At 57.0% G+C, this 26,078-nt stretch carries 20 protein-coding genes; 11 read left to right on the top strand and 9 right to left on the bottom strand.

Features of this window, described 5'->3' with window-relative positions:
- Window positions 1-54 precede the first annotated feature (54 nt).
- The 3 genes from PanJK_RS20830 to PanJK_RS20820 are packed head-to-tail and all read right to left on the bottom strand — an operon-like array spanning window position 55 to window position 3,370.
- Window positions 55-1,704 carry an ABC transporter permease gene (locus PanJK_RS20830; protein ID WP_265302587.1) on the bottom strand — a complete coding sequence of 550 codons (1,650 nt, stop codon included), beginning with the start codon at window positions 1,702-1,704 and terminating at the stop codon, window positions 55-57.
- Window positions 1,705-1,707: 3 nt separating this feature from the next.
- Entirely contained in the window at window positions 1,708-2,679 is a 972-nt protein-coding gene (locus PanJK_RS20825; RefSeq protein ID WP_265302585.1) for an ABC transporter substrate-binding protein, read from the bottom strand.
- Window positions 2,657-3,370: an ABC transporter ATP-binding protein gene (locus PanJK_RS20820; RefSeq protein ID WP_179453080.1), complete on the bottom strand. Its 714-nt coding sequence runs from the start codon at window positions 3,368-3,370 to the stop codon at window positions 2,657-2,659. Before PanJK_RS20820 ends, PanJK_RS20825 begins: the two co-directional genes overlap by 23 nt.
- A gap of 226 nt (window positions 3,371-3,596) precedes the next feature.
- On the opposite strand from PanJK_RS20820, the gene PanJK_RS20815 reads away from it, so the two are divergent.
- Window positions 3,597-4,820 carry an MFS transporter gene (locus PanJK_RS20815; RefSeq protein WP_256697701.1) on the top strand — a complete coding sequence of 408 codons (1,224 nt, stop codon included), beginning with the start codon at window positions 3,597-3,599 and terminating at the stop codon, window positions 4,818-4,820.
- 152 nt (window positions 4,821-4,972) lie between these two features.
- On the opposite strand, the gene PanJK_RS20810 is transcribed toward PanJK_RS20815, so the two are convergent.
- On the bottom strand, window positions 4,973-5,788 hold the full coding sequence (locus PanJK_RS20810; protein ID WP_265302579.1) for a TIM barrel protein: 816 nt from the start codon (window positions 5,786-5,788) through the stop codon (window positions 4,973-4,975).
- Window positions 5,789-6,212: 424 nt separating this feature from the next.
- Between PanJK_RS20810 and PanJK_RS20805 the strand changes: the two genes are divergently transcribed.
- Window positions 6,213-7,718 (top strand): CoA-acylating methylmalonate-semialdehyde dehydrogenase, encoded by a 1,506-nt coding sequence (locus PanJK_RS20805; protein WP_265302576.1) that lies wholly within the window; start codon window positions 6,213-6,215, stop codon window positions 7,716-7,718.
- 24 nt (window positions 7,719-7,742) lie between these two features.
- The gene (iolB, locus tag PanJK_RS20800) at window positions 7,743-8,558 is read left to right on the top strand and encodes a 5-deoxy-glucuronate isomerase (RefSeq protein ID WP_265302573.1); all 816 of its coding nucleotides are present in this window, start codon (window positions 7,743-7,745) and stop codon (window positions 8,556-8,558) included.
- A 72-nt stretch (window positions 8,559-8,630) separates the two neighbouring features.
- Here the strand turns inward: iolB and PanJK_RS20795 are convergent, their stop codons facing one another.
- Entirely contained in the window at window positions 8,631-9,476 is an 846-nt protein-coding gene (locus PanJK_RS20795) for a MurR/RpiR family transcriptional regulator (protein ID WP_192414806.1), read from the bottom strand.
- Window positions 9,477-9,794: 318 nt separating this feature from the next.
- On the bottom strand, window positions 9,795-11,708 hold the full coding sequence (locus PanJK_RS20790; RefSeq protein ID WP_256697697.1) for a bifunctional 5-dehydro-2-deoxygluconokinase/5-dehydro-2-deoxyphosphogluconate aldolase: 1,914 nt from the start codon (window positions 11,706-11,708) through the stop codon (window positions 9,795-9,797).
- Between the two features lie 549 nt (window positions 11,709-12,257).
- On the opposite strand from PanJK_RS20790, the gene iolD reads away from it, so the two are divergent.
- From iolD to iolE, 3 genes are all read left to right on the top strand, one after another.
- Window positions 12,258-14,192: a 3D-(3,5/4)-trihydroxycyclohexane-1,2-dione acylhydrolase (decyclizing) gene (gene iolD / locus PanJK_RS20785; RefSeq protein WP_265302570.1), complete on the top strand. Its 1,935-nt coding sequence runs from the start codon at window positions 12,258-12,260 to the stop codon at window positions 14,190-14,192.
- Window positions 14,193-14,265: 73 nt separating this feature from the next.
- The gene (locus PanJK_RS20780) at window positions 14,266-15,279 is read left to right on the top strand and encodes a Gfo/Idh/MocA family protein (protein WP_256697695.1); all 1,014 of its coding nucleotides are present in this window, start codon (window positions 14,266-14,268) and stop codon (window positions 15,277-15,279) included.
- A 65-nt stretch (window positions 15,280-15,344) separates the two neighbouring features.
- A complete protein-coding gene (iolE, locus tag PanJK_RS20775) occupies window positions 15,345-16,241 on the top strand; it encodes a myo-inosose-2 dehydratase (RefSeq protein ID WP_256697694.1) in 897 nt (298 codons plus the stop codon).
- A 79-nt stretch (window positions 16,242-16,320) separates the two neighbouring features.
- Here iolE and glpD read toward each other — a convergent pair whose 3' ends face one another.
- On the bottom strand, window positions 16,321-17,829 hold the full coding sequence (glpD, locus tag PanJK_RS20770; protein ID WP_265302566.1) for a glycerol-3-phosphate dehydrogenase: 1,509 nt from the start codon (window positions 17,827-17,829) through the stop codon (window positions 16,321-16,323).
- Between the two features lie 228 nt (window positions 17,830-18,057).
- Between glpD and glpE the strand changes: the two genes are divergently transcribed.
- The 5 genes from glpE (at window position 18,058) to malQ (ending at window position 24,725) form a co-directional block, all read left to right on the top strand.
- Entirely contained in the window at window positions 18,058-18,384 is a 327-nt protein-coding gene (gene glpE, locus PanJK_RS20765) for a thiosulfate sulfurtransferase GlpE (protein WP_008107933.1), read from the top strand.
- A gap of 32 nt (window positions 18,385-18,416) precedes the next feature.
- Window positions 18,417-19,241: a rhomboid family intramembrane serine protease GlpG gene (gene glpG, locus PanJK_RS20760; RefSeq protein ID WP_265302755.1), complete on the top strand. Its 825-nt coding sequence runs from the start codon at window positions 18,417-18,419 to the stop codon at window positions 19,239-19,241.
- A 42-nt stretch (window positions 19,242-19,283) separates the two neighbouring features.
- Window positions 19,284-20,042 (top strand): DeoR/GlpR family transcriptional regulator, encoded by a 759-nt coding sequence (locus PanJK_RS20755; RefSeq protein WP_008107931.1) that lies wholly within the window; start codon window positions 19,284-19,286, stop codon window positions 20,040-20,042.
- Between the two features lie 172 nt (window positions 20,043-20,214).
- Entirely contained in the window at window positions 20,215-22,620 is a 2,406-nt protein-coding gene (gene malP / locus PanJK_RS20750; RefSeq protein ID WP_265302562.1) for a maltodextrin phosphorylase, read from the top strand.
- Between the two features lie 50 nt (window positions 22,621-22,670).
- Window positions 22,671-24,725, top strand: a complete 2,055-nt coding sequence (gene malQ, locus PanJK_RS20745) for a 4-alpha-glucanotransferase (protein WP_265302560.1) — start codon at window positions 22,671-22,673, stop codon at window positions 24,723-24,725.
- A gap of 39 nt (window positions 24,726-24,764) precedes the next feature.
- Here malQ and nfuA read toward each other — a convergent pair whose 3' ends face one another.
- Both nfuA and gntX read right to left on the bottom strand, forming a co-directional pair.
- Entirely contained in the window at window positions 24,765-25,340 is a 576-nt protein-coding gene (nfuA, locus tag PanJK_RS20740; RefSeq protein ID WP_008107927.1) for a Fe-S biogenesis protein NfuA, read from the bottom strand.
- A gap of 58 nt (window positions 25,341-25,398) precedes the next feature.
- Window positions 25,399-26,076, bottom strand: coding sequence for a DNA utilization protein GntX (gene gntX / locus PanJK_RS20735; RefSeq protein WP_265302558.1), 678 nt, complete (start codon window positions 26,074-26,076; stop codon window positions 25,399-25,401).
- Between the last annotated feature and the right edge of the window lie 2 nt (window positions 26,077-26,078).

The following is a 26,078-nucleotide window of genomic DNA, read 5'->3' as shown; positions in this document are numbered from 1 at the left end:
ATCCGGATCGCCGTGCCGTAGGGGCGCCATTTATGGCGACCGCCATTATTATCATCACCGGGCCTGACGCCTCATCAATACCGTCGCAGCCAACATCAAACTCAAACTGGCGAATAGCGTCAGCGTGGCCATCGCCATGCCTTGCCCGACCGAACCTTGTTCGAACTGACGCCAGATAAAGATCGCCACGGTTTGCGTGCCTGCCGGCGCCAGTAGCAGCGAGGTCACCAGCTCGCGCGACGCAACGGCAAACACCATCATCATCGCCGCCAGCAAGCTGGGAGCGACCAGCGGCAGCACAACCAGCCGCAGCGCCTGCAAACGTGATGCGCCGTGCACGCGCGCCGCCGGTTCCAAGGTTGGGGCCAGCTGACGCAGCGCGCTACTGACATAGCGCACCGGCCACGGCAGCAGCAAACAGCTGTACGACAACAGCAGAATAAACATCGTGTTATAGGGCGAAACCGGCCAGAAACCGCGGTTCCACAGCAGAATCAAACCCACGCCAACCACCACGCCGGGCATCGCCGCAGGCAGCAGCGCCAGGCCATCCATCATTGCCAGCAAACGGGTTTTTCCTTCCGATACGCGCCACGCAATGAGAAAACCCAATGCGCCGGTCAGCAGCGCTGCGCCAAGCGCCAGGCCAATGCTGGTGGAGAAGGCCGCCAGCGCATCGCCTTGCTGACTGAACAACGCGCCGAAGTGGCGTAGCGTCAGATTACTGAGATGCAATCCACCGGAGAGCGTATTCAGTAAGCCGCTCAGGGTCATCGCGCCGAGCGGCAGCACCACCGCCAGCAGCACGGTGACAGCAAAAGGCAGCAGCATCAGGTTTTGTAAGCGTCCGGCATGCGCCAGTTCCTGAGTAACAGGTTTACCGCCAACCGCCGTGACATTGCTGCTGCCGGTCAGTTTGCGCTGCAGCAGCCACGCCGTGAGCGCCACCAGGCTCAGCATCAGCGACAGCGACGCCGCGCCGGGCAGATCGATCGGCCAGTCGGCGAGTTTGGTTTCAATACCCACGGTCATCAGCGTCAGCTTCGCTTGCGCACCCAGCGCTGCGGGCACGCCGTACTCCTCAATCGCCAGCGTAAACGCCAGCAGCACGCCACCCGCCAACGCCGGTAAGGTAAGCGGCAAGGTGATGTGCCAGAAGCCACGCCACGCCGATGCGCCGTGCACGCGCGCTACCCAGGCAAGGCGTTGCCCGCTCGCCAGCAGCGAACGCGACACCGCGAAATAGACCACCGGAAAGATGTTCAGCGTCATCACGCCAATCATGCCGCTGCTGCTAAATAGCAGGCTGTCGAAGTTGATGCCGGTGAGTTGTTCGATATAACCGTTGCGTTGCAGCGCCAGCGTCCATGACAGCGCCACAATATAGGGCGGCGTCAGAAACGGGATCAGAAACAGCAGATCCCACAACGCCGCGCCCGGCAGGCGGAACAGGCCGCGCAGTGCGCCGAGCGGCAAGCCCAGCAGCAAACTGCACAGCGCCACGCCGCCGCCGATTTTCAGCGTGCCCAGCCACATCGATGCCAGCTGCGGATCGTCCATCAGTGCCGGGAAGGCGCTAAAAGCGCCGCGCCAGCTGCCTTCGCCGAAGTACGGAAACAGCGCTTGCAGCACGATAAACAGCAGCGGCAGCGCCACCAGCAGCAATAACGCCAGCAGAATCAAGCCATTCAGGGCACGCGACATCGTTTACTGTCCGAACAAGGCGCCAAAGCGCTTCAGCACCGCCGAGCGCTCACTGCTGCCATCCTGATTGGTCGGCAACAATTTGATCTCGGTGAACAGCGGACGTTGCGCTTTGATATCGGTACGCGCTGGCATTAGCCAGGCTTTCGCCACTTGTTCCTGACCTTCATCGGACAGCACGTAATCGACGAATTTCTTCGCATCATCTACGTGCTGGCTGCTTTTCAGGATCATCATCGGACGCGGCGCGACCACGGTGCCGTTTTCCGGGAAGATCACCTTCACGCTTTCGCCCTGCGCGATGTTGTTATAGGTGACGTAGTCGACCGCGCCAAACACCGCCGCTTTCGCGCCTTGCAGCACCGGCGTCACCGCCTGCGCATTGGGTCCGCTCATCACCATGCCGTTGGCTTTCAACTGGTCAAAAAGCTGCCAGGCTTTTTCGCCTTCGCTGTTTTGCAGGCCAATCAGCAGATCGAGTGATGCGCCAGACAGCGCCGGATCCGGCGTGGTGACTTTGTCTTTAAAGGCGGGCGCGGTGAGATCCTGCCAGGTTTTCGGCTCTGGCGTGTTGCTTTGCGTATTCCACACGATACCGAGCGCAGAGATGCCCTGCGCGACATAGTTAGCGGTTTTGAACTGATCCGGCACCTTCGCCGCATTGGCACTTTCGAAAGGCTGCAACCAGCCGCGCTGTTGCAGATCTTCGGCGGTATCCCACGAAGCCGAGATCAACACATCGGCCTGCGGATTGGCCTGTTCCGCTTCCAGCCGTGCCATCACTTTGCCGGTGGTGGCCTGGAAAATATTCACTTTGATGCCGGTCTGTTTTTCAAATCCGGCGGCAAGGCTTTTCGACAGCGAACCCGGACCGGCGGTGTACACCGTCAGCGCCTGGGCATCGTTGATCATGATGGCGGAAGTCAAAATCATCGCGCTGATGGCTCCTGTTTTAACTGACTTGAGAGATGGCATTGCGGTCCCCTGATAGGTGAGTAACGGAAACAATCTGGCCCTGCGCCAGGTGAATGATACGGTCGGCCAGCGTGTTGGCTTCCTCGCGATCGTGCGTAACGTAAACAGCGGTGATACCCGCCGCGCGCAGCAAATCCGCCATGGTGTGAACCAGGGTTTCACGCAGGTCGCGGTCGAGGTTGGAGAGCGGTTCGTCGAACAGCAGAATGGCCGGTTTCGCCACCAGCGCCCGCGCCAGCGCCACGCGCTGCTGCTGGCCGCCGGAGAGCAGCGCCGGTTTGCGATCGCCAAAATCAGCGAGGCCAACCTGAGCCAGGGCGGCATCGGCCTGTTGTCGCGCGGCGGCTTTTTTCATGCCGCGCATGCGCAGCGGAAAGGCGACGTTTTGTGCCACTGACATGTGCGGCCACAGCGCGTAATCCTGGAACACCATGCCGAGGTTACGCTGCTCCGGCGCATCGCAGTGGCGCGGCGAGGCCACGCAGCGTTCGCCAATCCACAGTTCACCTGCGCTTGGCTGCAGCAAACCTGCCAGCAGTTTCAAAAGCGTGCTTTTGCCACAGCCGCTCGGACCGAGCAGCGCCAGGATTTCGCCTGCGGGAATGGTCAGGGAGAGATCGTGCAGAATAGTCAGGTTACCCACCGACCATCTGAGATTTTTCAATTCAATAGGCAGCGCCGCATGCGTCATCGGCCACCTCCCGCGAAGGAGTCAGCGTTACGCACGCGCGCCTGAGAAATCAGGGGCGTCATCAGATTGTTATCCTCTTTGGGATTTGATTGAGGGCGAGTCTACGAGCGCGATATGACGAAATGATGACCGTAAAACTGGGCATTTCACTGATGCGGATAACACCAAATGGCGTATAGTTATCCTCTTGTTATAAAAATTCCGTCACCCACGAGCGCAATCACTCATGCCTGACTCGCCTGCCGCCGCACCTGAACACGGTCGTTTTCGCCTCAATTTACTGATCCTTTCCATCGTGAAGTTTAACTTTGCCAGCTATCTCACCATCGGCTTGCCGCTGGCGGTGCTGCCCGGCTTTGTCCATGACGGGCTGGGCTATAACGCCTTCTGGGCCGGATTGGTGATCAGCCTGCAATACATCGCCACGCTGCTCAGCCGTCCGCACGCCGGACGCTATGCGGATCTGTGGGGGCCGAAAAAAGTGGTGGTGCTGGGGCTGGTGGGCTGTTTGTTGAGCGGCATCTGTATTCTGCTCTCGGCGCTCAGCGATGGGCAGGGCGTGCTGAGTCTGGTGTTGCTGTGTCTGGGGCGCGTGATTCTCGGCGTGGGGCAAAGCTTCTCTGGCACCGGCACCTCGCTGTGGGGCGTGGCGCGCGTCGGTTCGCTGCATATTGGCCGGGTGATTTCGTGGAACGGCATTGTCACCTACGGCGCGATGGCGATTGGTGCGCCACTTGGCGTGGTGATATTCCGCAGCGGCGGCTTGCTGCTGCTCTCCAGCATCATCATCGCTATTTGCGTGCTGGCGATTGCGCTGGCGCTGCCGCGTGCGCCGGTGAAAGGCAGCAAAGCCAAGCCGCTGCCGTTCCGTGACGTGCTGAGCAAGGTATACGGCTTCGGCCTGATTCTGGCGATGGGTTCCGCCGGATTTGGCGTAATCGCTACCTTCATCACGCTGTTTTATCAGGATAAAGGTTGGGACGGCGCCGCCTTCGCGTTGACCATGTTTAGCGCCGCGTTCGTCGGCACGCGCCTGCTGTTCCCGAATGCCATCAATAAGCTTGGCGGTTTGCGCGTGGCGAGTATTTGCTTCGCGGTAGAAGCGGTTGGTCTGTTTCTGGTGGCCGGTTCGTTCGATCCCTGGATGGCGAAGATGGGCGCATTCCTCACCGGCGCGGGTTTCTCGCTGGTGTTCCCGGCGATTGGCGTGGTGGCGGTGAAAGTGGTGCCGCAGCAGAATCAGGGCAGTGCGCTCGCCACCTATACCGCGTTTATGGATTTGTCGCTGGGTATCACCGGGCCGATTGCCGGTTTCATCATGAGTTACGCCGGCGTGTCGCTGGTCTATTTCCTCACCGCGCTGCTGGTGTGTTTAGCGCTGTTTTGTACGCTGCGCATGATTAAGCGCATGCCGGAAGATCCGGTGGTGGAGGTTAAAGAGAACGCGTAATTGGCGGTCGCCATTAATGGCGACCCTACGGGTTTCGTAGGGTGCGCATTCATGCGCACCTGGTTTAGTAATGATGAATGGTGTAAAAAAAAGGCCTCCGACCGAGGCCCAACACTAACAAAATGTGTCATTAGACACAGATAAGGGTTCTTTTAGGCTTGCAGCAACTCAATGCTGTAGCGAATTTGGCGTTCAATCTCAGCGGTATTCCATATCTCCAGCGATGAGGCAAAGGGCTCAAACGCGTAAACGCCTTTGTAGCCCAGCATCTCCAGACGTTTCACCTGCGCCACGCTGTTTAGCACATCGCGGTCGCTGAGCATGATGCGTTCTTCATCGGTCAGTTGCGCCGTCGGGCGGGTATCTTCCACGCCAGACAAATGCACCAGTCCAATATGATTGATATCAATCTCCTGCGGGAACTCGTTTTCGGCGTTTTCATACAGATGATGATGGAACGTATCGAGCAGCACTTTGAACGGTACTTTGGCCTGCTGAATCAGCTTTTGCGTTTGCACCGCCGAGCGCAGCGAACTGACCGGGAAGCCCAGCGGTTCCACCAGCCCCTGAATGCCATATTGCTCAAAGCGCGGTGCCAGCACCTGCAGCGCTTCCAGCGTCTGCTGGTGCGAGATCTCAATCCCTTCATTCAGCGGACACATCACCAGCGCTTTTGCGCCGATGGCTTGAGCTTCCTGCAGCAGCGCGTCGGCTTTTGCCAGCAACGCCTCATCAGCACGATTAAACGGATAGAGCGCGTTAATCGTCACGATTTCAATGTGGTACTTATCCGTTAGCGCTCGCAGCTGCGCCACGCTGAGATCATCGGTGACCTTGCCGCTCTGCATGTCATTACGCAGTTCAACCTTGCTCAATCCCAGACGCTGCACCAGCTGAAAGAAAGCTTCCAGCGACAGCCTGGGCGCAATTTTACGGTTAATACAGAAACGGGTTGGATCGATGGCCATAGGCGGCTCCTGTAAACGGATACGGATTAGGTGCTGCAAAGAAAACATTTATTTCATTATTATTGAATTATGAAATATCAGATATTGGATCTGCCTCGCAAAAATTTCATATTTCGTTTCGCGTTACATGTTGAAGCTGGATTTCAGACACAAATTCTGTGCGCGCAACGGCTTAGCAGTGATGCAGTTTGGCAGGCCTATAGCGCCAGCAGGGAAGCGCTACGGGCGGATTTGCACCCGGCTGTCAGCACAAGCGGAAAAAATGCGATCCATGCCGCTAAAAGGAAATTTTCCAAAAAGAAGTATTTGAAAAATTCATTTCATTACTATAGCTTCATAGCACGCTTTAAGTATTGCCTGCACACGCAGCGTCGCGGTTCGAACGGGCTATCTGCAGGGAACTTCACATCTAAGAGGCAACGACATGACTATCGTAGGAAACTTTATCGGCGGCAAAATTACCCACAGCGCCAGCAATGAAACCATTCCCGTGTACGATCCGGCGACCGGCAAAGTCGTGCGTGAACTGACGCAGAGCACCGCTGCTGAAGTAGAGCAGGCGATTGAAGTCGCTCATGCCGCGTTCCCGGAATGGTCGAAAACCGCGCCGTTGCGTCGTGCCCGTGTGATGTTCAACTTTAAAGCGCTGATGGAAAAACATCGCGAAGAGCTGGCGGCACTGATCGTGTCTGAGCACGGCAAAGTGTGGTCCGATGCGCTGGGTGAACTGACGCGCGGTATCGAAGTGATCGAGTATGCCTGCGGTATTCCACATCTGATTAAAGGTGAAAACTCACCAAGCGTGGGCACCGGCGTTGATAGCTACTCGCTGATGCAGCCGGTCGGCGTTGTGGCGGGTATCACACCGTTCAACTTCCCGGCGATGGTGCCTCTGTGGATGTTCCCCATCGCGCTGGCGTGCGGTAACACCTTTATCCTCAAGCCACCGGCGCTGGATCCATCCGCTTCTGTGCGCATGGCCGAACTGCTGAAAGAAGCCGGTCTGCCGGATGGCGTTTTCAACGTGGTGCATTCCTCTAACGAAGATGCCGAGCAGCTGTACAAAGATCCGCGCATCGCCGCAGTCAGCTTCGTCGGTTCTTCCGGCGTGGCGGAGCACATCTACAAAACTGCCAGCGCCCACGGTAAACGTGTGCAGGCGTTCGGCGCAGCGAAAAACCACGCCATCGTGATGCCCGATGCCGATCTTGATGCCACCGTGAACGCCATTATGGGCGGCGCGTTTGGTTCAGCCGGTGAACGCTGCATGGCGCTGCCCGTTGTTGTCGCCGTTGGTGACGACACCGCGGACAAATTGATTGCGCGTCTGACGCCGCTGATCAAAGCGCTGCGCGTCGGTCCTGGCATCCAGAAAGGTGCCGAAGAGAATGAAATGGGGCCGGTGGTTTCTGCTGCGCACCAGAAGAAAGTGCTGGGCTACATCGACAAAGGTGAGCAGGAAGGCGCGAAGCTGGTGGTTGATGGCCGCGGCATCCAGGTTGCTGGCCATGCAGAAGGTTACTATGTTGGTGGCACGCTGTTCGACAACGTGACTTCGGATATGACCATCTGGCGCGAAGAGATCTTCGGACCGGTGCTGAGCATCATGCGTTCCAGCGATTACGACAGCGCATTGCAACTGGTGAACAGCCACGAATTCGGTAACGGCAGCGCCATCTTCACCAGCAACGGCCACACCGCGCGTGAGTTCGTGCAAAACGTCGAAGCCGGCATGGTGGGCGTTAACGTGCCGGTTCCGGTACCAATGGCGTTCCACAGCTTCGGCGGCTGGAAGCGTTCGGTGTTTGGTGCGTTGAACGTGCACGGTCCAGACGGCGTGCGTTTCTACACCCGCATGAAAACCGCCACCGTGCGTTGGCCGAGCGGCCAGCAGACCGTCTCTGAGTTCAGCATGCCGACGCTGGGCTAATTTCGCTCAACAAGGAGGAACAGGATGTCTCTGATTTCGAAAGCGCAAAAACCCGACAGCAACGGTCGTATCCAGCACGTCACGCCGGAAAGCGCGGGCTGGGAATACGTCGGCTTTGATGCCTATCTGCTGAAAAAAGGGCAGAGCCTGAAGCTGAGCAGCGGCGACAAAGAGCTCTGCCTGGTGCTGGTGGCGGGCTTTGCTTCGGTGAAAACCCGTCACGCCGAATTCCCCAATCTCGGTAAGCGTCTGTCGCCGTTTGAACGCATTCCACCTTACTCGGTTTACGTCCCGCATAACGACGAAGTGGAAGTGTATGCGGATAGCGATCTGGAGCTGGCGGTGTGTAATGCACCGAGCAGCGGCAACCTGCCGGCGCGACTGATTGCGCCGGAAGATGTTGGCGTTGAGCAGCGTGGTAAAGGGCGTAACCAGCGTCTGGTACACAACATTCTGCCAGACAACAAAGAGGCCGACAGCCTGCTGGTGGTGGAAGTGTATACCGACGAAGGCGCGACCAGTTCGTACCCAAGCCATAAGCACGACCAGAAAGACAGCCCGGACGAAACCTATCTGGAAGAGACGTATTATCACCGTTTCGATCCTGAACCGGGTTTCGCCATGCAGCGCGTGTATACCGACGACCGTTCACTCGACGAGTGCATGGCGCCGTATAATCGCGATGTGGTGACGGTGCCGCGTGGCTATCATCCGGTGGCGACCATTGCCGGTTACGATAACTACTATCTCAACGTGATGGCGGGTCCAAAACGTCTGTGGAAATTTACCTGGGAGAAAGATCACGCCTGGGTGAACAGCGACCAGTATCCGCGTTCGTAGATTGCGCATCAATGTAAGAAGGGCAGCCAGGTGGCTGCCCTTTTTTGTTAGCTGCTCGACTCTGCGAAGAGATTATTCGCTGGCCACGTTGTTGTTCAGCGCCAGCGACACGGCAAGCGTCTGTGCCAGACACAGTGAGGCGACCTGCGAACGGAAGCCATCCACTTGCGCTTCACGCACCACAAAACACACATCGCTGAAGGCGGCCAGCGGGCTGACCTGACTGTCGGTGATGGCAATCAGATGCGCGCCACGTTTGGCACCTAGCTCAACCAACTCCACCGCTTCACGCGCGTATGGCGAATAGCTGATGGCGATCACCACGTCTTTCGGGTTCACCATGCTCAGCTGCTCGGTGAACATGCCACCGAGGCCGTCGATCAGGAACGCACGACGCTCCAGATGGCGCAGCGCATACACCAGATACGATGCGACGCTGAATGAGCGACGCAGGCCGATGATGTAGATGTTCTCGGCTTCATCGAGCATTTTCACCGCGCGGTTGAGCTGGTCTGGATTGACCTGCATTGCCAGCTGTTGCAGCGCCTGGCTGTTGACCATGGTGAAGACGTTGAGGATTTCGGCCGGGCTCTCAGGTGAGGTGGCGCTGTCGTCGGTGGCTGTCTGGCGGAACAGACGTGCGCGCTCGGTGTAGTTCACGGTCTCTTCCATCAGGTGCTGACGGAAAACCTGTTTCATTTCGTTGAAGCCGCTGAAGCCAAACGCGTTGGCAAAGCGGATCAGTGTGGAAGGCGGTACATCCGCATGTTGCGCGATAGAGGCAACGGTATCGAAAGCGATGCTGTTACTGTTATCAAGGATATAACGAGCCACCTGCTTCAGGCGTTTGCTCAGCGTCTCATAGCGACGACGGATCTCGTCCTGTAACAAGGTTAATTGCGTTGGATTATTGGTCATTACTTCGGCCCGCTAAAAAAGAAAATATGGCTGGATAATGAGCGCTATAGTACCAGATGGATGGAAAATTTCATTTGTTTGACATCATCGTGACGCTTATTTCATCGGTTTATGAAATGCCTCACAAAATATGCAGGTTTCCCCTCACCCTCACCCTCTCCCGCAAGCGGGCGAGGGAACCGACCGCGTGAATGTTTTGTTGCTTACTCACATGTGGCTGCGTCTCCCTCTCCCTGTGGGAGAGGGCCGGGGTGAGGGCATCAGCCCGCAGAAGAAACAAAAAAAGCGGCCAAAGCCGCTTTTTCCAAACCACAACACTTAACCGCGCACAGCGCGCCAGTAGCCGATCAACCGCAGGTAGTTACCTTTCACGGTCTCAATCAGCGCCTTGTCATCCAGCTCGCCTTGCAGCCACTGGCGCGACGGCTGGCCGAAGATGGTGCGACCTACTGCGAAACCCTTCACCCACGGCGCTTGCGCGGCGGCGGCGAAACCGGCTTTCAGCGTCTCTTCTGGCGCATCAAGGCCCAGCAGCAGAATGCCGCGGCAGTGCGGATCGTTCTGCTCGATGAGCCCGCTGATCGCCTGCCAGCTCTCTGCAGACAGCGGCGGCAGTTTCCACCAATCCGGCTGAATGCCAAGGCTGTAGAAGTGGCTCAGCATGTCGTAATAGTAAGATTCGTTACGGTCCGGATTGCTCTCCGGCAGAATCAGTTCCAGCAGCAGTTCATGCCCGCTCTTATTACAGCCATTCCACACGTCGAGAACCAGATCATCCTGCTCTTTACGCAGTTCAGCGCTGTCGTGCGGATGGTAGAACACCAGGCATTTCACTACGTGCTCGGCTGGCCAGTCGACCAGCTGTGAGCCGATGTTGCCGTGCTCCAGGCGCAGCGGACGTGAACTTGGCAGCTCAATCGGACGTCCAATCCACCAGTTTTTACCGGTAATCGCGTTCAGCGCTTTCTGGCCGTAAGTGGTATCCGCAAGAATGCCGCTCTTCTCATTCAGGCCGGCTTCATTCGCCGCTTCTTCTGCAGCACGCAGCAGCAGCAGTTTCAATTGTGGAATGCGTTCTTCGCTGACGCCCGCTTCGCGAGCCATATCAGCCAACTGCTTGCGATGGTCGAAGGCGAAGACATTCAGCTCCGGCCATTGCTGTTTACGCGTGGTGACGCGATGCAGGTGATTGAGACGCGCATCGAGATCCGGACGTTTCACGTCTTTATCGCGACTGAGGAAATCATCCAGCTCTTCTTTGGTTGGCATCGCCGGTGCGCAGCCGTGGCGCGACACCACCAATGCGCCACAGGCGTTGGCGTAACGGCACGCTTGCTCCCAGCTTTCATCGTTCAGCCAGCCGCGCAACAGGCCAGACATAAAGGCATCGCCCGCGCCCAGCACGTTCAGCACTTCTACACGCACGCCACTCTGCAGTTTGGTCTGTTCCCAGCTATCTGGGATCTCGCCTTCAAACACCACGCAACCCAGCGGACCGCGTTTGCACACTAATGTGGCCTGGCTCGATTTACGCACATTTTTCAGCGCGGTCAGCGTATCGGTGCTGCCACCGGCGATATGGAACTCTTCTTCCGTTCCGACCACCAAATCGAAATAGTGCAGCACTTCCTGCAGCTGTTGCGTCACTTCGCCCGATTCAATGAAACGCGTTTCGCCGTCACCAAGCGAGGTGAGTCCCCACAGCACCGGGCGATAATCAATATCCAGCGCGGTGCGCAGGCCGTTGCGTTTGGCGATATCCAGCGCTTTCAATACTGCGGCGCGCGTTTGTGGATGTGACAGGTGCGTGCCGGTAACGGCGACCGCACGTGAAGAGGTGATGAACTCTTCGTTAATATCTTCCGGCACCAGCCCCATATCGGCGCAGTTGTCGCGGTAGAAGATCAGCGGGAAGCTCTCTTCATCTTTGATCCCGAGGATCACCAGTCCGGTCAGGCGATGCTTATCGGTAATCAGGCCATCGGTGTTGCAGCCAGCACGTTGCAGCTCTTCACGCAAAAAGCGGCCGTTATGTTCGTCACCCACACGCGCCAGCATCGCCGATTTCAGGCCCTGAATGGCCGTACCGTAGGCCACGTTGCCGGAAGATCCGCCGAGATATTTGTTGAAGCTGGTCATATCTTCCAGGCGTGATCCAATTTGCTGACCGTAGAGGTCGACGGCGATGCGTCCGATACAAATCACATCAAGCCGCTTCTGTTGTGTACTCATACCTATTGTTTCCTTCTGTGATAAGCAGACACTGCGGGCGCTGCCGCCCAACGTCGAGCGCTTTGCTTCCGGGTTCTCAAGGTGCCTGATTGGCTTTGGTCGCAGTATGAGGAATAAAAATTCCAAATTCAATATGAAATGAAACATCCATCACGATTTTGTGAGCCAGGTAAAACTCTGACCAGGCCGCAAAGCGGCGTCGGAATCGTTGGGAGTTTCAGTGATAGTCAGGCTTGTGAGCCAGGTCTCAGGAAAGTGCTGGCGAATCAAGGAAGCTACTGAAGTGAAATGAAATTTCGTTATGACCGGCAAATGACCTTTTATTGTTCCACTTTTCCCCCTTTCGCGACTCGCGCAGCCCACGTTTCATTGCTGAATTTGATCTCCATCGCAAAATGAAATGTTTCTTCTGTAATCGTGTTTAATGAAAAAAATATTTGTTTATAATCGCCTCACGTTTCACTTAATCCGCGGGCGCCGTGAACGGCAGTTTTTACCCGAACCGCGATGTACCTCGCCGCAGGTACCAGCATGTAAAGGAAGAAGCATATGGGCACAATCAGACTCACCACTGCACAGGCGCTGGTAAAATTTCTCGATAACCAATACCTGAACGTTGACGGCGTTGAAACCAAATTTGTGAAAGGCATTTTTGCCATTTTCGGTCACGGCAACGTGCTGGGATTGGGACAGGCGCTGGAGCAGGACAGCGGCGATCTGGTGGTGCATCAGGGCCGTAACGAGCAGGGCATGGCGCACGCCGCCATTGGTTTTGCCAAGCAGTCGCTGCGTCGTCAGATTATCGCCTGTACTTCATCGGTCGGACCCGGCGCAGCCAACATGATTACCGCTGCCGCCACCGCGACTGCCAACCGCATTCCTTTATTGCTGCTGCCAGGCGATGTGTTCGCCACGCGCCAACCGGATCCGGTCTTGCAGCAGATCGAACAGAGCCACGATCTCAGCATCAGCACCAACGACGCGTTCCGCGCGGTGAGCAAATACTGGGATCGCGTTAGCCGTCCAGAGCAGCTGATGACCGCCTGCATCAACGCCTTGCGCGTGTTGACCGATCCCGCAGAAACCGGTGCGGTGACGATTGCGCTGCCGCAGGACGTGCAGGGCGAAGCCTGGGACTTCCCGGAATACTTCTTCCAGAAACGTGTGCATCGTCTGGATCGCCGTCTGCCAACTGCCGCGCAATTAGAAGATGCGCTGGCGCTGATTGCGCGCAAACACAAGCCGCTGATCATTGTTGGTGGCGGCCTGAAATATTCCGACGCGGGTAATGCGCTGCTGAAATTTGTCGAGCGCTTCAACATTCCGTTTGCCGAAACTCAGGCCGGTAAAGGCACCATCGTTTCCGATCACCCGCTGAATGTCGGCGGCGTGGGTGAAACCGGCTGTCTGGCCGCTAACCTGCTGGCGAAAGAAGCCGATCTGGTGATTGGTATCGGTACGCGTTACACCGACTTCACCACCGCGTCGAAATGGATTTTCCAGAATCCGGACGTCAGCTATCTGAACCTCAATGTCAGCAATTTCGACAGCTACAAGCTGGATGCGGTGCAGCTGCTGGCGGATGCGCGTGAAGGTTTAACCGCGCTGGAAAGCGGTCTGCAAGGTTTTGAAAACCACTGGGGCGGCCAGATTGAGCTGTCGCAAAGCAAACTGCTGAAAGAGACGCAGCGCGTCTATGCCGCGACCTATAACACCGACGATTTCATTCCGGAAATCGCCGACCACGCCGATCGCGAAGCGCTGTTTGCGGAGTTTGAGCGCCTGACGAAATCGGTGCTGACGCAGAGCAGCGTGCTGGGCACCTTAAACGAGCAACTCCCAAAGGATGCGGTGATTGTCGCGGCAGCGGGCAGTCTGCCGGGCGACCTGCAGCGCGTGTGGCGCACCAAAGATTACAACTCGTACCACGTTGAGTACGGCTACTCCTGCATGGGTTACGAAGTGAATGCCGCGCTGGGCGTGAAGCTGGCGCAGCCGCAGCGTGAAGTTTACGTCATGGTTGGTGATGGCTCGTTCATGATGCTGCACTCCGAGCTGGTCACGTCGATTCAGGAAGGGGCAAAAATCAACGTGGTGCTGCTGGATAACATGACCAACGGTTGTATCAACAACCTGCAGATGGAACACGGCATGGACAGCTTCACCACCGAGTTCCGCTTCCGTAATCCGGAAGGCGGTAAGCTGGATGGCGGCTTTGTGCCGGTGGACTTCGCGGCAATCGCCGGCGGTTACGGCTGCAAAACCTACCGCATCACCACGCTGGAGCAGCTGGAAGCCGCGCTGATCGATGCGCAGAAGCAGACCGTTTCCGTGCTGTTCGACATCAAAGTGCTACCTAAAACCATGGTGCACAAATACTTCAGCTGGTGGCACGTCGGTGTGGCGCAAACCTCTACGTCAACGCGCACGCAAGAAGTGGCCGACAACCTTAACGTGCATATCGAACAAGCACGTAAGTACTAGCTCTTTTTTAGGCCGGCGTTCGTCGGCCTTGCTTAACCCTTACTCTTCCGACTCTACATCTACAGGTGTAATTATGACGCTCAAACTCGGTGTAATTGGTACCGGTGCAATTGGTCAGGAACACATTCGTCGCTGCAATAACGTTTTGCAGGGTGCGAAAGTGGTGGCGGTTTCTGATATCAACGTGGAAGGTGCGCGCGCTGCGCTGCAACGTCTTAATATCGAAGCCGAGGTTTATCAGGATGGTCATCAGGTGATCAACTCACCAGACGTTGACGCCGTGCTGGTGACGTCCTGGGATCCGACCCACGAAGAGTTCACGCTGGCGGCCATCGCGGCCGGCAAACCGGTGTTCTGTGAAAAGCCGCTGGCGCTGAGCGCTGAAGGTTGCCGACGCATTGTCGATGCCGAGATCAAACACGGTAAACGTCTGGTGCAGGTTGGCTTTATGCGCCCGTACGATACCGGCTATCGCGCGCTGAAAAAAGTGATTACCGACGGTGAAATCGGCGAGCCGCTGATGCTGCACTGCGCGCACCGCAACCAGAGCGTCGGTGAGAATTACACCACCGACATGGCGATCACCAACACCCTGATTCACGAGCTGGATGTGCTGCGCTGGCTGACGGAAGACGACTACAAAACCGTGCAGGTGGTGTTCCCGCGTACCACCTCGAAGTCTCACGCCAAGCTGAAAGATCCGCAAATCGTGCTGTTTGAAACGCAGAAAGGCATCCGCATTGACGTGGAGATCTTCGTTAACTGCGCGTACGGCTACGACATTCAGTGTGAAGTGGTGGGCGAAGAGGGCATCGCGAAGCTGCCTGAGCCTTCGGCGATTCAAACGCGCAAAAACGCGCGTCTTGGCGTGCCGCTGCTGACCGACTGGAAAGATCGTTTCATCGATGCGTATGACGTTGAGCTGCAAGCGTTTATCAATGACGTGAAAGACGGCCAGCTGACCGGACCTTCTGCCTGGGATGGTTTTGCTGCTTCCGTGGCCGCCGATGCCTGCCAGAAAGCGCAGAACAGCGGCGCAATCGAGCCGGTTACCATGCCGCCGCGTCCGGATTTCTACGCCAAATAACTGAGCTGTGCGCTAAATACTCCTCGGCGGCTCAGCGGCCGCCTCTGTGAATCAGGGACAACAAGATGAACAAAGACAACGTTAAACTGGCGATTGCGCCAATCGGCTGGACCAACGACGACATGCCGGAGCTGGGCAGCGAAAACACCTTCCAGCAAACCGTCAGTGAAATGGCACTGGCAGGCTTTACCGGCAGCGAAGTGGGCAGCAAATACCCGCGCGATCCGGCGATTCTCAAGCCGATGCTGGATATCCGTGGTATTCAGATCTGCAACGCGTGGTTCAGCACCTTCTTCGCCAACGGTGAAAAAGCGAAAACCATCGACGAATTCACCAATCACATGAACTTCCTGCATGCGATGGGCGCGCGGGTGATTGGTTGCTCTGAGCAGAGCAAAAGTATTCAGGGCACCACGCTGGCGGTGCTGGAGCAGAAGCCGATTTTCACGGATGAAGAGTGGCGCTTAACGGCGGAAGGCTACAACGAACTGGCGGAGATCGCCGCGAAGAAAGGCATGCGTTTGACGCTGCACCATCACATGGGCACCGGCATCCAAACGCCAGCTGAGATTGATCGCTTTATGGAAATGACCAATGAGAATGTTGGCCTGCTGTACGATACCGGCCACATCTACTATTCCGAAGGTTCACAGCAGGCAATGCTGGATGTGCTGACCAAATATCTGCCGCGTATTTTCCATGTGCATCTTAAAGATGTGCGCGACAGCGTGGTGGCGGAAGTGCGCGAGAAATCGCTGTCGTTCCTTGATGGCGTGAAGAAAGGTACTTTCACCGTGCCGGGCGATGGCGTGATCGATTTCAAACCGGTGTTCAAAATCCTCGACGATTACGGCTATAAAGGCTGGATGGTGGTGGAAGCGGAACAGGATCCGGCGCTGGCCAATCCGTTCGAATATGCGGTGAAAGCGCGTAAATACATCCGCGAGAATGCGGGTTTGTAAACGAGTAGACATTAAAAAGGTCGCCATGAATGGCGACCCTACGTAAACGGGGCGTCATTTACGACGCCCCGTTTTTATATTATGACGCTAACGACAACGCCGGTTTCTGTGCGTTAACCGCCAGCCACTCAGCAATGCGCGCCTGCTCGGCGGCGCTCAGCCACATACCTTGTTTGGTACGACGCCAAATCGCATCATCCAGCTCGCGCACCCATTCGTTTTTCACCAGGTAACGCAGCTCGGCTTCATAGAACTCGTGACCGAAGTTCTCGCCCAAATCGTCGATGCTCTTCACGTCTGCCAGCAGCTCTTCGGTGCGGCTGCCGTAAGTACGGGCAAAGTGACGCGCCATACCTTCGCTGATAAACGGATAGCGACGACGCAGGCCAGCGGCGTAATCATCGCGTGAACCGGAGAAATCACCGCCCGGCAATACCGCGTTTTTGGTCCATGCTGGGCCGATGTTCGGGTAGTACTTGGTCAGTTTCTCCAGCGCATGTTCCGCCAGCTTGCGATAGGTGGTCAGCTTGCCGCCGAATACCGACAGCAGCGGTGCCTGGCCGTTGTCGTCATGCACATCCAGCGTGTAATCGCGGGTGATGGCCTGCGGTGAGTCCGATTCGTCATCGCACAGCGGGCGCACGCCCGAGTAAGTCCAGACGATGTCATCTTTGCTCAGCTGTTGTTTGAAATGTCCGTTGAACACCTTCAGCAGGTAGCTGATTTCGTTGTCATCGATCTTCACGTCTTTCGGATCGCCTTTGTACTCCACGTCGGTGGTACCGATGATGGAGAACTCATCCATCCACGGAATGACAAACACGATACGGTTATCTTCGTTCTGCAGGATATACGCCTGCTTTTCGCGATGTACGCGCGGCACCACGATGTGGCTGCCTTTGATCAGACGAATGCCGTACGGCGATTTCAGCTTCAGGCCATCGTCGAAGAACTCTTTTACCCACGGACCGGCCGCATTGACCAGACCTTTAGCGCGCCAGGCGTAGGTTTTGCCGGTATCAATATCTTCGGCTTCTACCATCCACAAACCGGCTTCACGCCAGGCGCGGGTCACGCGAGTGCGGGTGCGAACTTCGCCGCCCTGTTTTTCCACTTCCTGCGCATTGAGAACCACCATGCGCGCATCATCAACCCAGCAGTCAGAATATTCGAATCCGCGCGTGATCTCCGGCTTGAGGGCCGAATCCGCGCCAAAACGCAGGCTTTTGCTGCCCGGCAGCGTGGTGCGTTTGCCGAGGCGATCGTACATAAACAGGCCCATGCGGATCATCCACGCTGGACGCAGATGCGGACGGTGCGGCAGACGGAAGCGCATTGGGAAGGCGATATGCGGCGCCATTTTCAGCAGCACTTCACGTTCTGCTAAGGCTTCGCCTACCAGGCGGAATTCATAGTGCTCAAGGTAGCGCAGGCCGCCGTGAATCAATTTCGAGCTGTTGGAGGAGGTTGCACAGGCCAAATCCCGCGCCTCCAGCATCAGCACCGACAGTCCGCGTCCTGCAGCGTCCACTGCAATGCCGGCTCCGTTAATGCCGCCGCCGATCACGATCAGGTCTTTGGTTTCCACGTCATCTCCTCCGATGTTCGGAATAGTTCTAAAATGTTCGTTTTCGAGCGTAATAATAATCGGAAACCAACATCGACGCCAGCGGTTAACTGAATAAAAACATTTTTGCGTGATATAGCTAACATTCCGACAGGAAAAAAATCACATAACCCTATAAGTTGTCAGGTTATCGCGGCGGCTTCTCAGGTTAAACTAGGCGCTAATTGTGACGAAGTAATGAGAGACACCATGGAAACCTTCGAGTGTATTAATGTCCTGCAGGCGCAAGAGCATCTGGCACAAGGTGCGCAGCTGGTGGATATCCGTGATCCGCAGAGCTTTATGATGGGCCACGCGGCGGGTGCGCAGCATCTGACCAATGACAATCTGGCGGATTTCATTGCCAACGCGAATCAGGCATTGCCGGTGCTGGTGATGTGCTATCACGGCAACAGCAGCAAAGGCGCGGCGCAGTTTTTGCTGGGCCAGGGATTCAGCGCAGCGTACAGCATTGACGGCGGATTTGACGCCTGGCGCGCGGCATTCCCGGCGCAGGTTGCCCTCGGTGACGCCTAAGCCCATCGCATAAGGAAGGAGAGCACCGCATGATGCGCATCACCCAGTTTAACAATCCGCGCATGGCGCAGGCGTTTGTCGACTATATGGCGACACGCGGCGTGACGTTACGCATTGAGCGCGAAAGCCACTTCGTCATCATGTTGGACGATGACAGTAAGTTTGAGATGGTCGAAAACGAACTCGCGCAGTTTGTGCGCGATCCCAACCATCCGCGCTATCAGGCTGCCAGCTGGCATAGCGGCAGCACCGAAAGTGGCTTGCGCTACGAGCGCACCCACATCTGGTCGAGCATTCGCGAACGCGCAGGTCCGCTCACCATGACCCTCATGATCGCCTGCATCGCGGTGTTTATTCTGATGCAGATCGTCGGTGATGATGTGGCGCTGGATTGGCTGGCGTGGCCGGCGGACTCTTCGCAATATTTCCAGGTGTGGCGCTGGTTTAGCCATGCGTTGCTGCACTTCTCGCTGCTGCATATCCTGTTCAACCTGATGTGGTGGTGGTATCTCGGCGGTGCGGTCGAGAAGCGTCTCGGCAGCGGTAAGCTGTTTGTGATTATGCTGATCTCCGCGCTGCTGACCGGCTGGATGCAGGCCAAGTTTAGCGGCGTGCTGTTTGGTGGCTTGTCGGGCGTGGTTTACGCGCTGATGGGTTACTGCTGGCTGCGCGGCGAGCGCGATCCCGAAAGTGGTATTTATCTCGAACGCGGCCTGATTGGCTTCGCGGTCGTCTGGTTGGTGATTGGCTGGTACGGCGCATTTGGCCTGTCGATCGCCAACGCCGCGCACGTCACCGGCTTGCTGGTGGGGTTAGCGATGGCATTTGTTGATACGCGTAAGATCACGCGTCGTTAGCAGCACCAATAAAAGAAGCGGCTACGAGCCGAGGAGAGAGATGTGAAGCAGACGCAACGTCATGACGCCATTATCGATCTGGTCCGGCGTCAGGGATATGTCAGTACCGAAGAGCTGGTGGATCACTTTGAAGTCAGCCCGCAAACCATTCGGCGTGACCTGAACGACCTGGCCGATCAGAACAAAATTATGCGCCATCACGGCGGGGCGGCGCTGCCGTCCAGCTCAGAAAACACCGCATGGCAGGATCGTAAGATGATGTGGTCGGCGGAGAAAGCGCGTATCGCCGAGCGTGTGGCGAGCCAGATCCCTGATGGCGCCACGCTGTTTATTGATATCGGCACCACGCCGGAAGCGGTGGCGCATGCGCTGCTCAATCACAACAATCTGCGCGTCGTCACCAACAACCTCAACGTAGCGATTCTGCTGATGGCGAAACCGGATTTCCGCGTAATTATCGCTGGCGGCGAAGTGCGCACGCGCGATGGCGGCATCATGGGCGAAGCGACGCTGGACTTCATTTCGCAGTTCCGACTCGATTACGGCATTCTCGGTATCAGCGGCATTGATATGGATGGTTCGCTGCTGGAGTTCGATTATCACGAAGTGCGCACCAAACGCGCCATTATCGAAAACTCGCGCTGCGTGATGCTGGTGGTGGATCACTCGAAGTTTGGCCGCAATGCGATGGTCAACCTCGGCAATATGAGCCTGATTGATTACATGTATACCGATCAAAGCCCGCCGGCCAGCGTGCTGAAAGTGATTGAGCAGCACGAAGTTCACCTCGAATTGTGTTGATCGCGTGGTAAACGGTCGCCATGAATGGCGACCGTTCGACACCCAGCGTGCACGATTTTTTTCCTGGTACTGACATTTCCCTGTCGCTTTTTTCTGCGCCCCCAGCTTTACTTATCCATTCACCTCTTGCGCTCGCCCCGGCTTTACCGTTAACGGACTCGAAGGGATTGATATGTCGCAGCAAAAATTCAATAAAACACGTTTCGACGCCGCTCTTACCCGCCAATGGCAACATCTTGGACTCACTTCCGCTCAGCAAATGACACCGCACCAATGGTGGCAAGCGCTGAGCAGCGTGCTGGCAGAAATGCTGGCGACGCAGCCACCTGCGCCACCTAAACAAGGGCAGCGTCACGTCAACTATCTGTCGATGGATTTTCTGCTGGGGCGTTTAACCGGCAACAATCTGCTTAATCTTGGCTGGTACAACGAGGTGCAAGCCGCGCTGGCGGAACATCAGATTGAGCTGAGCGAACTGCTGGAAGAGGAGGTGGATCCGGCGCTCGGCAACGGCGGATTGGGGCGCTTAGCCGCCTGCTATATGGATTCGATGGCGACCGTTGGCCAGGCCGCGATGGGCCACGGTCTCAACTATCAATACGGCCTGTTTCGCCAGAGGTTTGCCGACGGACAGCAGCAGGAAGCGCCGGATGACTGGCAGCGCGATCGCTATCCGTGGTTCCGCCATAACGCCGCGCTGGATGTGCAGGTTGGCCTTGGCGGCAAGGTCAAAGAGAATCACGATGGCAGCATCCTCTGGCGACCTAAAATTCACCTCAAAGGCGAAGCCTGGGATTTGCCGGTGGTGGGTTATCGCAACGGCATCACGCTGCCGCTGCGACTGTGGAAAGCCTGCAGCGCGCAGCCGTTCGATCTCACCGCGTTTAACAACGGCCAATGCCTGCAGGCCGAGCAGCAAGGCATCGAAGCCGACAAGCTGACCAAAGTGCTCTATCCCAATGATAATCATGCCGAAGGTAAGCGACTACGCCTGATGCAGCAGTATTTCCAGTGCGCCTGCGCGGTGGGCGATATTTTGCGGCGCCATCATCTCGCCGGGCGCGCCATTCGCACTTTGCCCGATTTCGAAGTGATCCAGCTTAACGACACGCATCCTACCATCGCCATTCCGGAGATGCTGCGCGTGCTGTTGGACGAGCATCAATTGAGTTGGGACGATGCGTGGCACATCACCAGCCGCACCTTTGCCTACACCAATCACACGCTGATGCCGGAAGCGCTGGAGCGTTGGGATGAGAAGCTGGTGCGTGACCTGCTGCCGCGCCATATGTTGATCATCCGTGAGATTAATCGCCGCCTGAAAAAGGTGGTGAAGCAACAGTGGCCGGATGACAAAGCCACCTGGCACAAGCTGGCGGTGGTGGCTGACGGTCAGGTGCGCATGGCGAATCTGTGCGTGGTGAGCTGTTTCGCCGTCAACGGCGTGGCGGCGCTGCATTCCGAGCTGGTGGTGAAAGATCTGTTCCCGGAATATCACCGGCTGTGGCCGAATAAATTCCATAACGTCACCAACGGCATTACGCCGCGCCGCTGGTTAAAACAATGCAACCCGCTGCTATCGACGCTGATTGATGACAGCTTGCAGGTTGAGTGGGCCAACGATCTTGATGCGCTGGCGTGGCTGGCACCGTTTGCCCGCAAAAAAGCGTTTCGTCAGCAGTTCCGCGACATCAAGCAGCAAAATAAGCAGCGCTTAACGCTCTACATCAAGCGCGTGGCCGGCATTGATATCAATCCGGATGCGCTGTTTGACGTACAGATCAAGCGGCTGCACGAGTACAAACGTCAGCACCTCAGTTTGCTGCATATGCTGCACTGCTATCGCCAGCTGCGCGATAACCCGGATAACCCCGACTTTGTGCCGCGCGTGTTCCTGTTTGGCGCCAAAGCCGCGCCCGGCTATTACCTCGCCAAAAACATCATCTATGCCATCAACAAAGTGGCGGAGGTGATTAACAACGATCCGCGCGTCGGCGATCGCCTCAAAGTGGTGTTTATCCCGGATTACCGCATCACCGCCGCAGAGTTGATGATTCCGGCCGCCGATCTCTCCGAGCAGATTTCTACCGCCGGTTATGAAGCGTCCGGCACCGGCAATATGAAGCTGGCGCTCAATGGTGCGCTCACCATTGGCACGCTGGACGGCGCTAATGTGGAGATTGCCGAAGCGGTGGGCGCGAAGAATATCTTTATCTTCGGCAACAGCGTGGACGAAGTGAAGGCGCTGAAAGCGGGCGGCTACAGCCCGAAAAAGCTGCGCAAACAGAATCCTTATCTGGATGGATTGCTGAAGGAGCTGGAGAAAGGCAAGTTCAGCGACGGCGATAAGCACGCGTTTGATCTGATGCTGCAGAGCCTGACCAAAAATGGCGATCCCTGGCTGGTGCTGGCTGACTTTGATGCCTACATCGCCGCACAGCAGCAGGTGGAAGCGCTGTGGAAGAATCAGAACGCCTGGACGCGCGCGGCGATCCTCAATACCGCTCACACCGGCCGTTTCAGTTCTGACCGCTCGATTCGCGATTACCAGCAGCGGATTTGGCAGACGGCACGATAATCGATATTTCGGTCGCCATGAATGGCGACCCTACAAATTTCGGAGAAGCAATGACGCTTAACAAGCTGGATCAGGCGGCACAGGATGCTGGCATTTCGCTGCGCTTTATTAACGCTCACGGCGAGTCGGAAACTATCAGTGATGAGACAAAACGCGCGCTGCTGGCGGTCATGGAAACGCCCACCGGCAAAGCGCCACCGCTGCCGCCGGTGCAGGTCTTTGCCGCACGCAGCAAACGCCAATTGACGCCACAAGGCAGCGGCACTTTTTCCTGGCAGCTGCAAACCGAACAGGGCAAAAGCTTCAGCGGCGAGGTGCAGGGCGGCGAATTGCTCACGCTGCCGCCGCGTCTGTCACAAGGTTATCACCTGCTCACATTGCGCAAAGGCCGCCAGCAGTGGCAGACGCGCATTATCATCGCGCCGCGACGTTGCTTTATCCCCGAATCCATCGAGCAAGGCGAGAAACTGTGGGGCGCGCTGGTGCAGCTTTACACGTTGCGATCGGATGACAATTGGGGCATCGGTGATTTCGGCGACTTAGCGCACATGCTGGAGAAGGTCGCCGATTATGGCGGTGATTTTGTCGGCCTCAATCCTTTGCATGCGCTTTATCCTGCACAGCCAGAGAATGCCAGTCCTTACAGCCCAAACTCGCGCCGCTGGCTTAACGTGTTGTATATCGACGTTAATCGGCTGGAAGATTTCCAGCGCAGCCAGTCAGCCCAGCGTTGGTGGGCAAGGGCGAAAACACGCCAGGCGCTGGAGCAAGCGCGCGCGGCCGAGTTTGTCGATTACAGCGCAGTGGCCGAACTGAAATTGACCGCGCTGCGCTTTGCCTGGCAGCGCTTTCAGCCTCGCGCCGCTGACGATGCTTCGTTCCAGCAATTTATCGTCGAGGGCGGCGATCATCTGCGTTATCAGGCGGCGTTTGATGGCATTCTTGCCGAGCGCAGCCAGCAACATCCCGATGAATGGGGCTGGGCGCACTGGCCGGAAGGCTGGCGCAATGCCTTGTTGCCGGAGGTGCAGCAATGGTGCGCGCAGCACGAAGATGAGATTCAGTTCTGGAGTTGGTTGCAGTGGGTAGCGCAAGAGCAGTTCGCCATCTGCTGTCAGATCAGCCAGGAACTTGGTATGGAAGTGGGATTATATCGCGACCTGGCGGTCGGCGTGGCGCAGGGTAGCGCGGAAACCTGGCAGGATCCGGAGCTTTACAAGCTTGGTGCATCCGTCGGCGCGCCGCCGGATCGTCTCGGTCCGCAGGGACAAAACTGGAGTTTGCCGCCGCTCGATCCGCATGTGATGCGCGCGCGTGGCTATCAGCCGTTTATCGATCTGCTGCGCGCCAACATGCGCGACTGCGGCGCACTGCGCATCGATCACGTCATGGCGTTGCTGCGTTTGTGGTGGATCCCCTACGGCGAAAGCGCGGATAAAGGCGCTTACGTGGCGTATCCGGTGCACGATCTGCTGGCGATCCTCGCGCTGGAGAGTCAGCGCCATCGCTGCATGGTGATCGGCGAAGATCTCGGTACGGTGCCGAAAGAAATCGTCAGCCTGCTGCGCAACAGCGGCATTTTCTCGTGGAAAGTGTTGTTCTTCGAGCAGCACGGCGATGGCAGTTACCGTCAGCCGCACGAGTATCCCGCGCAGTCGATTGCCAGCGCCAGTACCCATGATTTGCCGACGCTGGCGGGATTCTGGGGATTTAAGGATCTTTCTCTGGGGCACAAACTGGGCTTGTACAAAGAGAGCGTGTTGATTCCCTTGCTGGGACAAAGGGATGAACAAAAACAGGCGCTGTTGGATGCGCTGCATCAGATGAATACGTTGCCTGCGCGCCACAGCAAAGTGGCCAGCCGAGTGTCCTTCACGCCGGTGCTCAATCGCGGCTTCCACCGCTATCTGGCGCAAACAAACAGCGCATTACTGGGGTTGCAACCAGAGGATTGGCTGGCTATGACCTCGCCGGTCAACGTGCCGGGCACGGTAGATGAATATCCGAACTGGCGGCGCAAGTTAAGCGTCACATTAGAAGAGATGTTCAGAGGAAAAGTGCCGGGCTTGCTAACTGCGGTCAATACAGGGCGCAGGAAGCGTTAGAGAACGCGCGGCAGCGTCGGGTCGCTGCCGCGTGCTAAATCAGTAGTACGAGTGTTCGCCGCGCTGGTGCTCGGTCAAATCACGCACGCCTTTCAGCTCAGGGAAGGCTGCCAGCAGCTCTTTCTCGATGCCATCTTTCAGCGTCACGTCGATCATCGAGCAACCGTTGCAGCCACCGCCGAATTGCAGAATGGCGATGCCGTCATCGGTGATTTCCATCAGCGATACGCGACCGCCGTGGCCAGCCAGCTGCGGGTTAATCTGCGCTTGCAGCAGATATTCCACGCGTTCCACCATCGGCGCATCGTCAGAGACTTTACGCATTTTGGCGTTTGGCGCTTTCAGCGTCAGCTGCGAACCGAGGTTGTCGGTAACAAAGTCGATTTCCGCGTCATCGAGGTACGGTGCGCTCAGTTCATCAACATAGGCGGACAGTTTTTCGAACTTAAATTCGGTATCAGTCGCTTCTACTGCATCGGGTGGGCAGTAAGAAACACCGCATTCTGCGGTTGGCGTACCCGGATTAATGACGAATACGCGAATCTGAGTGCCATCTTCTTGTTTGGACAGCAATTTTGAGAAGTGCTCTTGCGCAGCATCAGTAATAACGATCATGGCGATTGCTCAATAGTTGACTAAATTACTTGGTTATAATACGCCCAACACCGACGCTCTACAAGGTACGGCACAGGCAACCAATGTGTACGCTGGCCGCGCCTTGCGCCAGCAGGATGCGGCTAATTTCCGCCACGGTACTTCCGGTCGTCACAACATCGTCGATAAGCAGGATATGGCGTCCGCGCACCGGTATTTCAAGGCGAAAGGCACCGCGCAGATTCTTTTTGCGCGCGCTGGCGCTCAATGAATGCTGGACTGCGCCGTGTCGTACACGCTTGACCCCTTCGCGATAGTCACAGCCCAGCCAGCGAGCCAGCGGTTTTGCCAGCAGCGCCGCCTGATTGTAGCCGCGTTGCCAGGCGCGCCGACGATGCAGCGGTACGCTCAGCACCAAATCTACACGCGGCAGCCGGTAATCACGACGCATTGTTAACAATTTTAACAAAATCAGCCGCGCCAGCATCACTCTGAGTGCGGTTACGCGAGAAAACTTCAGCTGCTGCACCCAATCGCTCAGCGGCGGCAGGTAATCGCTGACGCAGCTTAAGCTCTGCCACGGCGGCGGACGGCGCAGGCAGCGCCCGCACGGTTGCGTTCCGCTGGCCGGTAACCCGCAGCACGGACAGAGTGCCGGCAGGCGCGGAATTTGCTGTACGCAGCGGCTGCACAAACCGTGGCTGGCAATCTGCAGCGGCAGGCGGCATAGCCAACACAGTGCCGGGATTGGTAGCATAG

This window comes from Pantoea sp. JK (genome assembly GCF_026130245.1).
Lineage (GTDB): Bacteria > Pseudomonadota > Gammaproteobacteria > Enterobacterales > Enterobacteriaceae > Pantoea > Pantoea trifolii.
This window is presented reverse-complemented; position numbering and strand designations above follow the sequence as displayed.

What these genes read in the sequence shown, in the direction of transcription:
- PanJK_RS20830 (WP_265302587.1), bottom strand. Translation starts at nt 1,704, where the DNA reads ATGTCGCGTGCCCTGAATGGCTTGATTCTGCTGGCGTTATTGCTGCTG.
- PanJK_RS20810 (WP_265302579.1), bottom strand. Translation starts at nt 5,788, where the DNA reads ATGGCCATCGATCCAACCCGTTTCTGTATTAACCGTAAAATTGCGCCC.
- glpG (WP_265302755.1), top strand. Translation starts at nt 18,417, where the DNA reads ATGCGCATCACCCAGTTTAACAATCCGCGCATGGCGCAGGCGTTTGTC.
- PanJK_RS20825 (WP_265302585.1), bottom strand. Translation starts at nt 2,679, where the DNA reads ATGCCATCTCTCAAGTCAGTTAAAACAGGAGCCATCAGCGCGATGATT.
- malP (WP_265302562.1), top strand. Translation starts at nt 20,215, where the DNA reads ATGTCGCAGCAAAAATTCAATAAAACACGTTTCGACGCCGCTCTTACC.
- PanJK_RS20780 (WP_256697695.1), top strand. Translation starts at nt 14,266, where the DNA reads ATGACGCTCAAACTCGGTGTAATTGGTACCGGTGCAATTGGTCAGGAA.
- iolB (WP_265302573.1), top strand. Translation starts at nt 7,743, where the DNA reads ATGTCTCTGATTTCGAAAGCGCAAAAACCCGACAGCAACGGTCGTATC.
- iolE (WP_256697694.1), top strand. Translation starts at nt 15,345, where the DNA reads ATGAACAAAGACAACGTTAAACTGGCGATTGCGCCAATCGGCTGGACC.
- PanJK_RS20795 (WP_192414806.1), bottom strand. Translation starts at nt 9,476, where the DNA reads ATGACCAATAATCCAACGCAATTAACCTTGTTACAGGACGAGATCCGT.
- PanJK_RS20820 (WP_179453080.1), bottom strand. Translation starts at nt 3,370, where the DNA reads ATGACGCATGCGGCGCTGCCTATTGAATTGAAAAATCTCAGATGGTCG.
- gntX (WP_265302558.1), bottom strand. Translation starts at nt 26,076, where the DNA reads ATGCTACCAATCCCGGCACTGTGTTGGCTATGCCGCCTGCCGCTGCAG.
- malQ (WP_265302560.1), top strand. Translation starts at nt 22,671, where the DNA reads ATGACGCTTAACAAGCTGGATCAGGCGGCACAGGATGCTGGCATTTCG.
- glpE (WP_008107933.1), top strand. Translation starts at nt 18,058, where the DNA reads ATGGAAACCTTCGAGTGTATTAATGTCCTGCAGGCGCAAGAGCATCTG.
- iolD (WP_265302570.1), top strand. Translation starts at nt 12,258, where the DNA reads ATGGGCACAATCAGACTCACCACTGCACAGGCGCTGGTAAAATTTCTC.
- nfuA (WP_008107927.1), bottom strand. Translation starts at nt 25,340, where the DNA reads ATGATCGTTATTACTGATGCTGCGCAAGAGCACTTCTCAAAATTGCTG.
- PanJK_RS20790 (WP_256697697.1), bottom strand. Translation starts at nt 11,708, where the DNA reads ATGAGTACACAACAGAAGCGGCTTGATGTGATTTGTATCGGACGCATC.
- PanJK_RS20805 (WP_265302576.1), top strand. Translation starts at nt 6,213, where the DNA reads ATGACTATCGTAGGAAACTTTATCGGCGGCAAAATTACCCACAGCGCC.
- PanJK_RS20815 (WP_256697701.1), top strand. Translation starts at nt 3,597, where the DNA reads ATGCCTGACTCGCCTGCCGCCGCACCTGAACACGGTCGTTTTCGCCTC.